Below are 12733 nucleotides of genomic sequence, written 5' to 3'. Positions count from 1 at the left end.
AAAACGAGAGCGGTCTCAACAACCCGTCGTCCTGAATGCCACGGCGCCTTTACGTCACTGTTTAATCGGGAGAGCGTGGAAGGCTGCCTCATCGATGGCGCCTCAATACTCATGGATCCCCCGATTCCCTGGGCCGAATCTAGCGGGCGGGGAACGCTGACTACAGCCCCAGAACGGGCGGGCCGCCCTTACAGAATCGATGACTACTCGAGCGTCAGGAAAACTGTCGCAAGACGCGGCCAATCTCCTGCTGATTCCAACTCCTTCAGAAGCGCGCGCGATTGCCAGAAATGCTTTGATTCCATGTGCCAAGACCCAATTCCAGCCTGGCTACGCTCTCCGAGGCGCTCCGTGGCCAACTTGATGGCAACGAATAGCGACATCTCGTCGGTCACGGACTGGGGCCCAGCCGCGGCTATGGCATCCTTGAGTCCGGCCCAACGAACCGGTTGAATTCCATCGACGGTCAAATTGCTCGGCGTGAATGTGGACCGATCAAACTCGTCGATCTGCCAGCGGCTCGCCACCCGGAACTCCCACTTATCGAGGTCGAGCGGGTCGCAATCGGCCAAACAGGTCGACGTACCAAGGCAAAGACATACACATCGGCGTGAAGTCGCTTCGGCTTCCCACCAATGTCAGTGTGGGCGTTTCCCTTTCGCACTTTCCAACGCGGTTTTGTTTGAGAACGCGGATCAGACTTATTCCAGGCCTGAACAAGGCCTGAGGTCTTGACCTCGATGCGGGTGCCGCTGAGCGCCAGCACGTCGTACGCGTCCTACTCGACTCGACTCGCGGGAATTGCGTCTACGGCGAGGCCAACCACGTACTCGGCCAGGTGCCCGCGCAGATTGTTCGTTCGCGCATCTCCCATCCCGAAACGCCAGAAGTCGACCACCTTGGCCTGGGGTCCGTTCCGGAACTCATCGGCTGATTCCAGTTGCCATTTCGCACGAGTCATGCGGCCCCCTCGTTCTGTTTGTTGCTCCAGTCGCAGCCCGAGATGACCCCGCTTGCGCGCCAAGGTAGGCCCAGAGCAGGGGCCACGGAGCATCAGTGACCGAATGTCGGTGGCCCCTGAGACCCTGAACTCCTTCCGACCGGGAGCGCCACGGCCTGGAGGCACCCGATGACCACCCACACCGAAACCGCGCTGTTCCGCCTGATCGACAACTCGGCGACGTCACCCGTGATCCTGCACGCACCGCACGGCGGGCGTGCGATCCCGGCGGAGCACCTGCACTCCTACGTCATCTCACCGGCCGAGTTGGAGGCCGAGAAAGACATCATGACCGACCACTTCACCGACGAACTCGTCGGGGCCATCACGGGTGCGAGCGCGGTCATCAACGGGCTCTCGCGGTTCGCGGTCGACGTCGAGCGGTTCCCTGGCGACACCGAAGAGATGAACGCGGTCGGCATGGGCGTGCTCTACACCCACGGCGCGAGGAGATCCGGCGGGTGTCCGCCGCCGACGAGAAGCTCCTGATGGACTACTTCACCACCTACTCGGCCCGGTTCACCGAGCGCGTGGACGCGACACTGGCCGTGCACGGGCGAGCCGTGATCTTCGACGTTCATTCCTACCCGGAGGCCCTGCTGTCGGATGAGCTGCACGGCGGCGGCTACCGGGCACCGCTCTGCGTCGGGTCGGAGCCGTTCCACGCATCCGTCGACCTTCTGGCCACGGTTGGCGGATGCTTCCCTGACCTCGACACGCACGCCAATGCGCCGTTCGCGGGCTCGTACGTGCCGCTCAAGCACTACCGCAGCGATGCGCGGGCGAGTTCGGTGATGCTCGAGATTCGCCGGGACGTCTACATGGATGAGGCCACGGTGACTCGCAAGCCGGAGGGGTTCGCGCCGTTGCAGGTTTCGCTGCAGCGGCTGGTCGACCAGGTTCGATACGGCTAAAACGACGCAGACGGTCACTACCGGAAACGTACGCGCTCTCCCACGGTCGCGCGCAAACCATCGAGTTGCCACGACGCGCCTTCGTCAATCCCGGGCAAGCCCTGTGGCGAGTAGCGCTTGATGGTAGCGGTAGTCCAGACACCTGGTAGCGGCGGTCGGGCATCCGTTTGCATCGGAACGGTGCCGGTCAGAACGGGGCCTCATCGGGCAGCGGTGGCCGGGCGGGTCTCGGCGGCCCGGCGCCGGCCCGAGACGCACCCGCGGGTGCACCCGGAGTGGCGATCGGGGTGGCCGGTTCCGTCACGAATGGGCGTCCGGTCGGTGAGTGCCAGGTGAGGATGCCGCCTTGCTCTTGTTTCACCGTCCACCCGGTCTCCGTCTTCAACGCATGGCAGCCCGGACAGAGATGGGCAAGGTTGTCGTGGGCGGTGTGGCCGAGGTCTTGCCATTCATGGGTATGGTCGAGATCGGCGCCGCGCGCGGGCTGGTTGCAACCGGCGAAGCGGCAGGTTTCGTCGCGCAGGCGGAGAAACCGCCGGAGCTCTTTCGTCACCTTGTAGCGTGTGCGGCCGACCGAGAGCACGACCCCGGTTTCGGGATGAACCAGGATGCGCGTGAAGCTCGGTGCTCGCGAGGCCAGGTCGCGGGCCGTGTCGGGGTCAATCGGCCCGTAGCCCTCGAGGTAGCCGGGTTCTTCGCTGTGGCCGAGGAGGGTCATCACCGGGACCGTGATCTGGACCGTGGCACGGATGCCCGTGCCGATTCCCGACGGAGTCACCCCGTCGATCAGCAGGTCGGTCATCACGTCGGTGCGCATCTGGGTGGGGGAACGCGGCTCCCCCGGCCCCTGCAGGCTGCGCGCGGCATCGTTTGCCCGGGCGAAGATGGCGTGCACGACGTCGGCGCTCGTGGTCAGGCTCAGCGTCGCCATTCCGTCGGGCTCCGCCTGCACCCAGGAGGTGCGTTCCGCGAAGGACTTCTCCCGCCGGGCGGTGATGGACTCCGGGTGCAGGCGCTCGCGGAGCACGCGGGCCTTGTGCTTGAGCTTGGCCGCCGTCAGAGCGCGCGCGGCCGGCAGCAGCGCCTCCTCGAAATCGGACAGGGCCGCGGCGGGCACCGAGAGGGCCTGCCCGATGATCACCTGGGCATGCCGGTAGCTGATCTCGCCGGCTTGCAGCGCCGCCCGGGTGCCGGGGAGGTCTTCGGCCAGGGCCCGGGACTCGGCGATCAGACCCTCGGCGGTGGGTGCGGGGATGCGCAAGGTGCAGGCCAGTTCGCTCGAGAATTCGCGCCGGGCGATCTCGTCGGGGTCCCACCGGGAGCTCGTGTTGCGGGGAGCGCTCGCGGCCGTGGCTTCGCTGAACCTGCGGGCGTCATCGATCAGGTCGGCCCGCTGCGCGAAGCCCCGCGCGAGGCTGCGGTCGACGGCGGCTATCGCGTCGAAACGCGAGCCGAGCTGGGCCTGCGAGGTGCTGACTGAGGTGGTCATAGCAGTCACGTTACGGGGTGCCACTGACATTCGACGGCCGTGGCACAGGAGTGTGAATGAGCTGGTCAAAGTGGTTTTGTGGAGGAGTAGTCGGGGGTGTGCGGTGAGGGCCGAGGGGCAGCCGTGGTGGCCATTCGGCAATCCGTTTGCCGACCAGAAGCGGCTTGGCGACACCCCTCGAGGCTTCCGACCGAAGCGATGCTCCTGCGCGTAGGCTCCGGCCAAAGCATTGCATTCGTCCTGACACATGCGATCCCGCGTGTTCTGGACTTCCTGGAATCGTCAATACCGGTGTCACACGAAGTGAACTGGAGCGGAGATGGCTTCTCGCGGAAACGCCAACGAACCGAGGATGTGGGTCGGCGTCGTGCAACCGCCGCAAAGCCGCTGGCCGGGCGTTGTGGGTGGGCTGCTAATCGGCATCCTTACGGCTGTCGCCACGTCCCTGCTGCTCCTTGCGCTCACTCCGCTCTTCAAGAGCGCGCTCGCCGAGGCCGACTGCGATGATCCCCGCGGGCTGCACCTGGTGTCAGGGGTCGGCGCCGAGAGTTCCAGTGCCCTGACGGAATCCGACCCCATTGTTGTCGAGCATCCAGCCGCTTTGGCGATCGATGGGGATCTCGGCACGTCGTGGGTGGAGGGCGCTGACGGTCTAGGCAAGAACGAGACGCTAACTCTGACTCTGCCTGGCACACCCGATGTGCAGCTCGTCTGCGTGATCAATGGCTATGCGAAGTCGGAGGCCTTGTTCCTCCGCAATGCCCGGGTGAGGCAGTTCACCGTGAAGACCGACCAGGGCATCCAACCCTCCATGCTTCGTCAGAAGCCGGTCGCCGACTATGCCGCGTATCAAAGCCTGGCAATCCCGAAGGGCAGCACCACAGAGATCGTGCTCACGATCGCCATCGCGGTGGGCGGCGTGGGCGGCGACCGGGCGGCAGACACCTCAATCAGCGAAGTCGAGGTGTGGGCGAGAGACTGACCGCGAGCTTCCCACCTCCCCCAGGTTTGACCGCCGCACATGCTCAATACTGCCCGGGTCCGCGCGGGACCCGACGGGTGCAGACTGGCCGCTGCGACCCTGCCCACGGCATCCGTCACCTCGCCCAGCAGCCGGAAGGCAATGTGCCAGCGCTGCCCGTAGAGCACCACGTCGATCGGCTGCCCGGGTGCCAGTTCCACGAGCTGGCCGTCGCCGAGCTCGGTGAGGCATTGTTGCTCGGGCAGCAGCCCCCAACCGAGGCCGAGCGCCACCGCGCGGGCGAAGTCAGCCGAAGTGGGATGTGGTGGCGCGGGACATCCGCGCTCAGTGAACCTTTGTTCAGGAGCCCTCCGCTCAGGAGCCCTCTGTTCAGCCTGCGCGAACCAATTCGACGGAGATTTTGGCCGAAACGACCGAAAATGGGCCTCCCAGGCACTTTTTCATGAGAATCTCCGTCGAATTCGTTCGGGGCTTGGCGAAGGAACGGCAGCGGGAGCGGACGGGAGCGGACGGGAGCGAACGGGACCCGGACGAGGACGGGAGAGGGTGGGACCCGGACGGGGGAGGGCGGGCGGGAGCGGGTGCGGCTTTGGAGGGGAGCGGGTTCTACTCCGCGCACCACACCCCGGCCTGCATCGTCGCCGTGACGCATAGGCCCGCGTCGAGCACGATCAGGTCGGCGCGGAGGCCGGCGGCGAGCCGACCGCGGTCGGGGAGGCCGATCATGTCGGCCGGGTTCTGGGTGGCCGCCCGCACCGCGACGGCCAGCGGCACTCCGGCGGTGTGCACGGCGTAGCGCACGGCTTCGCTCAGGGTGAGCACGCTGCCGGCGATCGTGCCGTCGGCCAGGCGCGCCACGCCGTCAGCGACGCTCACGTCGAGGCCGCCGAGCTTGTAGGCGCCGTCGTCCGCGCCGGCGGCGGCCATGGCATCCGTGACGAAGACGGGCCGCGACGGGCTTTCGATGATGAACCGTACGACGGCCGGGTGCAGGTGCACGCCGTCGGCGATGAGCTCGGCGAAGACGTTCGGGTCTTCAAGCAGGGCGAGAGCCGGGCCGGGCTCACGCTGGTGGATCTGCCGCATCGCGTTGAATACGTGCGTGCCGGCCGTGGCCCCCGCCGCGATCGCCTGCCGCGTCAGGTCGTAGTTCGCGTCGGTGTGCCCGATCGCGGCCACGGCCCCGTGGCCCGCGATCTGCGTCACGGCCGCTAGCCCGCCCTCAAGTTCAGGCGCGATGGTGACCATGCGCACGGTGCCTCGTCCCGCCCGCATCAACCGGTCGACGGTCTCAGTATCAGGCTCGCGCAACAAGCTCTCGTCGTGGGCCCCGCGGTGAGCCGGACTCAGCCACGGGCCCTCCAGGTGAATGCCGGCCAGCACTCCCCGTTCGACCAGCCCGGCCAGGGCTGCCACAGTGCGCTCGAATTCGTCGAGGGGACCGGTGACGAGACTGGCCATCATCGTGGTCGTGCCGTGGGCCCGGTGGGTCGCGGTGATCCGCGCCACGGCTGCGTCGGTGTCGGCGTCGTTGAAGCTGCTGCCGCCGCCGCCGTGCGTGTGGATGTCGACGTAGCCGGGCGCCAGGGTGCTCTGCTCGAAGACCTGGTCGGGAGGGCGGGGCGGCTCCCCCGCGCCGCAGGCCACAATCAGCCCCGCACGGATGTCTACCCACCCCGGCGTGTGCACCGCATCGGGTGCGATCACGGCCCGGGCAGCGAGGAGCATCGAGTCGACCTGGATGGGTGCGGGCGGGGTCATGAGGGTGTCTCCAGGAGTCAGCGAGTTGCAGGGAACGGGGGTCGGGGTCGAGTCAGGGAGTGCTGCGTCAGATCCCCTGCCAGGCGTGCTTGTTGGCCCAGGCGTACTTGTAGTAGGCGAGGTTCTCGAGCCGGGAGGCGGCGGCCTCGTCGACGATGACCGTCACATGCGGGTGCAGCTGGATGACGGATCCCGGCTTGCTCGACGTGATTGGTCCCTCGACGGCGGCGGCGATGGCATCCGCTTTCTCCTCGCCGAAGGCCAGCAGAATGAGGTGCCGGGCCCGCAGAATGGTGCCCAGACCCTGCGTCATGCAATGGATCGGCACGTCGTCGGGGGATGCGAAGAACCGCGCGTTGTCGACGCGGGTCTTCTCGGCGAGGGTCTTGATTCGCGTGATCGACGCGAACGACGACCCCGGCTCGTTGAACCCGACGTGCCCGGTGCGGCCGATGCCGAGAATCTGCACGTCGATGCCGCCGGCGGCGCGAATGGCTGCCTCGTAGTCGACGCCCGCGGTCTCGATCGTGGCCAGATCGCCGTTCGGCACCTGGATGTTCTCGGGGGTGAGGCCGATCGGCACGACGGCGTCGCGGGTGATCACGGAGCGGTAGCTTTCCGGGTGGTCGGCGGGCAGGCCGACGTATTCGTCCAGTGCGAAGCCGCGCACCCGGGAGACGTCCATCGGGTTCTCCGCCAGGGAGGCGGCGAGCGCCGCATAGACCGAGAGCGGGGTCGAGCCGGTGGCCAGGCCCAGCACCGCGTCGGGCTTCTGGGTGATCAGTGCGCGAATGGATGCCGCCGCGAGCGTTCCCGCCGCGGCCTTACTGTCAACAAAAACTACTTCAGCCATTTTTCGTACTCCAGATTCTGGATTGTGTGGACTAGACCGACGTCGAGGAGGCGGAGTCCGGCGCACTGGCGTCGGGCACCTCGTCGTCGCCGCGGCCGGGGGTCTTCAGATTCCACTTGCGGATCACGAAGCGGAACAGGAAGTAGTAGATCGCGCCATACGCCAGTCCGATCGGGATGAGCAGAAGCGGCTTCTCGGCGAGGCCGAAGTTGAGCACGTAATCGAACAGACCCGCGCTGAAGCTGAAACCGTCGCGGATACCCAGTGCGTTCACCAGGGCCATCGACGTTCCGGTGAGGAAGGCGTGGATGACGAAGAGGGGGAACGCCACGAACATGAACGAGAACTCCAGGGGCTCGGTGACGCCGGTGAGCATGGCGGTGAGGGCACCGGAGAGCATGATGCCACCGACGATCTTCTTTTGGGTCGGCTTCGCCTCATGCCAGATGGCCAGGGCTCCAGCGGGCAGGGCGAACATCATGATCGGGAAGAACCCGGTCATGAAGGTTCCGGCGGTGGGGTCGCCGGCGAAGAACCGCGCGATATCGCCGCTGGCGCCGTTGTAGTCGCCGATCACGAACCACACCACGGAGTTGAGGATGTGGTGCAGCCCCACGGGGATGAGCAGCCGGTTGGTGGTGCCGTACAGGAAGCCGCCCCAGATGTCGTTGGAGGTGACGACATCGCCGAAGGCAGTCAATCCGCCGGCGAAGGCCGGGTAGACGAAGCTGAGCAGAACACCGAGTGCGAGCGCCACCACGGCGGTGATGATCGGGACGAAGCGTCGACCACCGAAAAAGGCGAGGTAGCTGGGCAAGGAGATGCGGTGATATTTCTGCCAGAGCACCGCAGAGACGATACCCATCAGGATGCCGCCGAGCACGCTGTAATCGACGAGAACCTGGGGGTCACCCTTGGCCGGCAGCCCCAGTACGAGAGGCGACATCGCCTCACCGACCTTGGAGAAGACGAGATAGCCGACCACGGCCGCGAGGGCGGTCGAGCCATCGGACTTCTTCGCGAAGCCGATCGCGACGCCGACCGCGAAGAGCAACGGGAGGGCCCCGAACAGCGCCCCGCCCGCCGAGGCGATGACGGCTCCGCCCGTTTCGAAGCCCGGAATGGCGCCGAGCAGGTCAGGCTGACCGATGCGGAGAAGCAGCCCGGCGGCAGGCAACGCCGCGATGGGCAACATAAGGCTGCGGCCGACTCGCTGAGCCTGGCCCAGGCCCGGTATTTTTCGTCGCGTCCCGGCGTCTTCGGTGATGCTGGACATGAATTCCTCCTGTGATGGGTGTGGTGTGTGGGCCCGGCTTCATGCCGGGCCGGAGATCAGAGCTGGTGCCGGAGATTCAGGGTCATGTGAATCTGGTAGCGATCACCGCGGTACCAGGACGTGACGTACTCGATGGCGGCTGACCCCGCCGACGAGGTGCGCCGGAAGACGATGAGCGGCGCCCCCGCGGTGACGCCCAGCGTCTCCGCGAGTTGGGGACCGGCAGCATCCGCCCAGACCGCCTGCTCGGCGTTGTCGATGCGCAGGCCGTATTCGGTCGCGAACGTCGCGTACAGGGAGCGGGTGAGGTCTTGCTCGCCAAGATTCGGCAGCAGCTCCGCCGGATAGTAGCCGCGTTCGAGGGCCATCGGGGTGCCGCCGGCCAGCCGGAGCCGTTCGACGACCTGCACCCGGGCGCCCGCGCCCAGACCGAGTGCCGCCCGCACATCGAGCGGTGCCTCGATCAGCGCGGTGGCCAGCAGGAGTGTTGCCGGAACAAGGCCGCGGCGGCGCATGTCCTCGGTGAAGGAGGCCAGGTGCAGATCGCTCTGCACGCGCTCGCCCGCCACGAAGGTGCCTTTGCCCTGGATGCGGTAGAGCAGACCCTCCTCGACCAGCTGACGGATGGCCTCCCGCACGGTCGACCGGCTGACGCCGTATTTCGCCATCAGCTTGCGCTCGGGCGCAATCGCGGCGTGTGGAGCCAGGGTCTCCTCGACCAGATCCTGCAGGATCGAGCGCAGCTGCGTTTGCTTGGACACCGGCCCGGCTGCGAGCATTGAACTCTCCTCCTGGGTCTGGCTCATGGCGTTGCCTTTCACTTGTTGATCGGTTCGGTCGGCGTCGAGCCCGAGTGGTGTAGTACCACTTCCACTGAGTGGTCCGTACTGGTACGATCCAATAGTTAGATCATGAAGGCAGGGCACCCCACTTGTCAACACCGAGTGCGGCCCGGGCCTTCGATCGAATCAAAGTCGATGAGCCCGTCGCAGTGCCCACCACAGAAGGAACAGAAGATGACTAGCAAAGCCGCGCAGATCCTGGCCGCCCTCGGCGGAAAAACCAACATCGTCGAAATCGAGGCGTGCATCACTCGCCTGCGCACCGAGGTGACCGACCCCGCGGCCGTGAACGAGGCGGCGCTCAAGGCCGCCGGAGCGCACGGTGTCTTCCGTTCCGGCACCATTGTGCAGGTCGTCGTGGGCCCCGAAGCCGACAACCTGGCCGAGGACATCGAGGACCTGCTATGAGCCCGGCCGCACCCGTGAGCGCCTCCGTGGTCGCCCCCGTCATCGTCCTTTCCCCTGTGCCCGGCCGCGCTGTGGCGCTCGCCGAGGTGCCCGACCCCACCTTCGCCCAGGCCATCGTGGGCCCGGGCGCCGCAATCGACCCGCCCCGCGGCGTGGTCGACGCCATCGCCCCGATCAGCGGCACGCTGCTCAAGGTATTCCCGCACGCCTACGTGATCGTCTCCCCCGACGGTCTGGGTGTGCTTGTGCATTTGGGTATCGACACCGTCGAACTGCACGGCGAGGGCTTCACCCTGCGCGCACAGCAGGGCGACCACGTCTCTGCCGGCGACATCATCGTCACCTGGGACGTGTCGGCCATCGAGGCCACCGGGCGCAACCCGATCGTGCCCGTGATCATCCTCGAACAGAAGGCGGAGAACATCACGCTGGCGGATGCCGTCACGGCCGGCGCCCAACTCGAGTCCGGCGATGTTTTCCTGACCGTCACCCGCTGAGCGTCCACCGCTGACCGTCGACCGCGGACGCATCCGCCGGGGGATTCATGGCGCTGGCGCTGGTACTGGTGCTGGTGCTGGTACTGGTGCTGGTGCTGGTACTGGTACTCGTGCTCATCGTGCTGCCGCTTGCGGCTCGCCTGCGGCCAGGTCGGAGGTTACGCGGGAGGCCGCGTCGCCGATCTCGGAGAGCAGCACCGTCAGGCGCCGCCGGCACCCGTTTCCGGACGGTCGTCGCCGACCTCTTCCTGCGCCATCGCCCGAGCCGAAGCCTCGGGCACCCACATCACGTCGCCGTGCTCGGCGTTGGCTCCCCGGGCCAGCACGAACATCAGGGACGACAGCCGGTTCAGGTACCGCGCGGTGAGCGGGTCGACGGAGGTCGGGTGCAGGTCGATGGCAACCCACACCGCTCGCTCGGCACGGCGCACGACGCCACGCGCCTGGTAGAGCAGTGCGGCTGCGACCGTTCCGCCGGGGAGCACGAAGCCGCTCAGGTCGGCGGCCTGCTGCGCAAAGTGATCGACGGCACGCTCGAGCCGGACAAGGTGCGACTCGCGGATGCGTGCCGGCGCCGACTCGGGGTCGTCGAGGGGCACGGACAGGTCGGCCACCAAATCGAACAGGTCGTTCTGCACGCTAGCGAGCGTACTGGTCACCTCGATGGGCAGGCCACCGGCAGCCATGGCCAAGCTGACGGCCGCGTTGGCCTCGTCGCAGGCTTCGTAGGCGGCGACACGCACGTCGGTCTTGGCCACGTCGCCGTGCCGGCCGAAGGTGGTGCGGCCGGAATCGCCCTTGCCGGTGTAGAGGGCCGGTTGGGCCGGTGCGAATTCTCCGAGGTCAGCCATAGCGGACACTATAGTAATCGCCGCGCCATCCGCGTAGCGTTTAGGCGAGCCGCAAGCAGTTTTCTTCTCGCACCTCCCGCGGCAGTGACGTGACGGGAACTGTCCGATCGACGGGTGTTCGATCACCGAGGAGCGATATGTCCAAGGATTCAGCAGATGGCATCGAGTCGGAACTCGGGGACGCGGTCAGTGAACCGCACCGAGAGGGCCTGGGCACCATCGACAAAACGGTTTTCGGCGTTTCCGCCGGCATCATCGTGGTGATCTGTCTGGTCGGGGTGCTGTTCACCGAGACCGTGGGCGACGTATCAGCATCCGTTCTCGGCTGGGTAACCGGCAACCTCGGCTGGTTGTTCATTCTCGGGGCGTCGGGCTTCGTCATCTTCTCGTTGGTGCTGGCCTTCGGGAGGTACGGCAGCATTCCGCTCTCCCGCGACGGGCAGAGCACCGAGTTCTCGACAGTCTCCTGGGTTTCCATGATGTTCAGTGCAGGCATGGGGATCGGGCTGATGTTCTTCGGCGTGTACGAGCCGGTCACCCACCTGGCGACGCCGCCGCCGTTCGTCGACGCACCGGCGAACAGCCCGGAGGCTGCCAACGCGGCCATGGCGTACACCTTCTTCCACTGGGGTCTGCATCCGTGGGCGATCTATTCGGTGGTCGGCTTGGCCCTGGCCTACTCCACCTACCGGATGGGCCGCGGCAACCTGATGAGCGCTCCGTTCCAGGCCCTGTTCGGCAAGGAACGGATCGAGGGCAAGGGCTGGGGCAAGCCGATCGACATCCTGGCGATCATCTGCACCCAGTTCGGTTCGGCGACGTCGCTCGGGCTGGGCGCACTGCAGATCGCGGCCGGTGTCTCACTGCTTCGTTCCGGGCAATTCGAGGAGGATCCCGGAACGGTCGTGCCGATCATCATTATCTGCGTGCTGACCGTGGGGGTCGTGTTCTCCGCGGCGAGCGGGGTGGCGAAAGGCATCAAGTGGTTGAGTAACACCAACATGGTGCTGTCGGCCCTACTCGTCGTGTTCGTCTTTGTGGTCGGCCCGACTGTCTTCATCCTGAACCTGTTGCCGTCGTCGATCGGCGTCTATCTGGCCGATCTCGTACCGATGAGCTTCCACTCGGCGGTGTTCGGCGGCGAGGAGTGGCTGGCGAGCTGGACGATCTTCTACTGGGCGTGGTGGATCTCCTGGACCCCGTTCGTGGGCACCTTCATCGCCCGGATCTCCCGCGGCCGCACCATACGTGAGTTCATTCTCGGCGTGCTTCTGGTGCCGACGGGGGTCAGCATCCTGTGGTTCGTCGTCTTCGGCGGCATGGGGTTGAACCTGCAGCTGAACGGTGTCGACATCGCCGGCACCGGCAGTGCGGCGGCCGGCTTCTTCGCGGCGTTGCAGCAGTATCCGTTCTTCATCGGCTCGGCTCTCGTAGTGATGGTGCTCACCGCCGTGTTCTTCGTCAGCGGGGCGGATGCGGGCGCTCTCGTGCTCGGGACGCTGTCAAGTCGCGGTCGTAAGGAGCCCTGGAAGCCGCTGGTGATCCTCTGGGCGATCCTCACCGGCGCCGTCGCTGCGGTTCTGCTGTTCGTGGGCGGGCTGGGTGCCCTGCAGACGTTCACCATCCTGGCGGCGACCCCGTTCGTTCTGATCATCATCGGGCTGTGCGTGTCGCTCTATGTGGATCTGCGTCGTGACCCGTTGCGCCAGCGCACCGTCGGGCCGGTGCGCACCTCCTCGGAGGCGCTGGGCGCGGTCCCGTTCACGAATGCGACCGCGGAGAGCATCGACCTGGGCGTGCAACCGGATGCCGCGTCTCCCCTCGACCCGGATGGCCATCGGCCCTGAGACCGGCTTGTTT

The 12733-nt window shown here is 66.6% G+C and carries 15 protein-coding genes; 6 read left to right on the top strand and 9 right to left on the bottom strand.

Features of this window, described 5'->3' with window-relative positions; translation table 11 throughout:
- Positions 1-203: 203 nt before the first annotated feature.
- Together E3O47_RS13520 and E3O47_RS13515 are read right to left on the bottom strand one after the other, a co-directional pair.
- Entirely contained in the window at positions 204-527 is a 324-nt protein-coding gene (locus tag E3O47_RS13520; protein WP_134420868.1) for a hypothetical protein, read from the bottom strand.
- A gap of 251 nt (positions 528-778) precedes the next feature.
- On the bottom strand, positions 779-961 hold the full coding sequence (locus tag E3O47_RS13515) for a hypothetical protein (protein WP_134420866.1): 183 nt from the start codon (positions 959-961) through the stop codon (positions 779-781).
- A gap of 168 nt (positions 962-1129) precedes the next feature.
- Here E3O47_RS13515 and E3O47_RS16655 point away from each other — a divergent pair, with 168 nt between their 5' ends.
- The gene (locus E3O47_RS16655; RefSeq protein ID WP_241986211.1) at positions 1130-1489 is read left to right on the top strand and encodes an N-formylglutamate amidohydrolase; all 360 of its coding nucleotides are present in this window, start codon (positions 1130-1132) and stop codon (positions 1487-1489) included.
- Positions 1462-1914 carry an N-formylglutamate amidohydrolase gene (locus E3O47_RS16650; protein ID WP_241986210.1) on the top strand — a complete coding sequence of 151 codons (453 nt, stop codon included), beginning with the start codon at positions 1462-1464 and terminating at the stop codon, positions 1912-1914. The genes E3O47_RS16655 and E3O47_RS16650 overlap by 28 nt, the downstream gene beginning before the upstream one ends.
- 187 nt (positions 1915-2101) lie before the next feature.
- Here E3O47_RS16650 and E3O47_RS13505 read toward each other — a convergent pair whose 3' ends face one another.
- Positions 2102-3403: an HNH endonuclease signature motif containing protein gene (locus tag E3O47_RS13505; protein ID WP_166785401.1), complete on the bottom strand. Its 1302-nt coding sequence runs from the start codon at positions 3401-3403 to the stop codon at positions 2102-2104.
- Between the two features lie 319 nt (positions 3404-3722).
- Between E3O47_RS13505 and E3O47_RS13500 the strand changes: the two genes are divergently transcribed.
- Positions 3723-4385, top strand: a complete 663-nt coding sequence (locus E3O47_RS13500) for a hypothetical protein (protein WP_134415694.1) — start codon at positions 3723-3725, stop codon at positions 4383-4385.
- Positions 4386-4991: 606 nt separating this feature from the next.
- Here E3O47_RS13500 and nagA read toward each other — a convergent pair.
- The 4 genes from nagA to E3O47_RS16820 all read right to left on the bottom strand — a co-directional run bounded on the left by nagA (position 4992) and on the right by E3O47_RS16820 (position 9081).
- On the bottom strand, positions 4992-6146 hold the full coding sequence (nagA, locus tag E3O47_RS13495; RefSeq protein WP_241973077.1) for an N-acetylglucosamine-6-phosphate deacetylase: 1155 nt from the start codon (positions 6144-6146) through the stop codon (positions 4992-4994).
- A gap of 67 nt (positions 6147-6213) precedes the next feature.
- Positions 6214-6999 carry a glucosamine-6-phosphate deaminase gene (nagB, locus tag E3O47_RS13490; protein WP_104099480.1) on the bottom strand — a complete coding sequence of 262 codons (786 nt, stop codon included), beginning with the start codon at positions 6997-6999 and terminating at the stop codon, positions 6214-6216.
- Positions 7000-7030: 31 nt separating this feature from the next.
- Entirely contained in the window at positions 7031-8275 is a 1245-nt protein-coding gene (locus E3O47_RS13485; RefSeq protein ID WP_104099479.1) for a PTS transporter subunit EIIC, read from the bottom strand.
- Positions 8276-8331: 56 nt separating this feature from the next.
- A complete protein-coding gene (locus E3O47_RS16820) occupies positions 8332-9081 on the bottom strand; it encodes a GntR family transcriptional regulator (RefSeq protein WP_134401103.1) in 750 nt (249 codons plus the stop codon).
- 171 nt (positions 9082-9252) lie between these two features.
- On the opposite strand from E3O47_RS16820, the gene E3O47_RS13475 reads away from it, so the two are divergent.
- Together E3O47_RS13475 and E3O47_RS13470 are read left to right on the top strand one after the other, a co-directional pair.
- Complete coding sequence (locus E3O47_RS13475; protein WP_255408595.1) at positions 9253-9525, top strand: PTS glucose/sucrose transporter subunit IIB; 273 nt, start codon at positions 9253-9255, stop codon at positions 9523-9525.
- A complete protein-coding gene (locus E3O47_RS13470; protein WP_104099477.1) occupies positions 9522-10022 on the top strand; it encodes a PTS glucose transporter subunit IIA in 501 nt (166 codons plus the stop codon). The genes E3O47_RS13475 and E3O47_RS13470 overlap by 4 nt, the downstream gene beginning before the upstream one ends.
- Here the strand turns inward: E3O47_RS13470 and E3O47_RS16815 are convergent.
- A complete protein-coding gene (locus E3O47_RS16815) occupies positions 10012-10140 on the bottom strand; it encodes a hypothetical protein (protein WP_277870375.1) in 129 nt (42 codons plus the stop codon). The genes E3O47_RS13470 and E3O47_RS16815 overlap by 11 nt on opposite strands.
- A gap of 82 nt (positions 10141-10222) precedes the next feature.
- Positions 10223-10873, bottom strand: a complete 651-nt coding sequence (locus E3O47_RS13460; protein WP_104099476.1) for a cob(I)yrinic acid a,c-diamide adenosyltransferase — start codon at positions 10871-10873, stop codon at positions 10223-10225.
- Positions 10874-11010: 137 nt separating this feature from the next.
- Between E3O47_RS13460 and E3O47_RS13455 the strand changes: the two genes are divergently transcribed.
- The gene (locus E3O47_RS13455) at positions 11011-12720 is read left to right on the top strand and encodes a BCCT family transporter (protein WP_134415692.1); all 1710 of its coding nucleotides are present in this window, start codon (positions 11011-11013) and stop codon (positions 12718-12720) included.
- Positions 12721-12733: the final 13 nt, after the last annotated feature.

Origin of the sequence: Cryobacterium sp. TMT2-17-1, from assembly GCF_004402765.1 — a bacterium.
Lineage (GTDB): Bacteria > Actinomycetota > Actinomycetes > Actinomycetales > Microbacteriaceae > Cryobacterium > Cryobacterium sandaracinum.
This window is presented reverse-complemented; position numbering and strand designations above follow the sequence as displayed.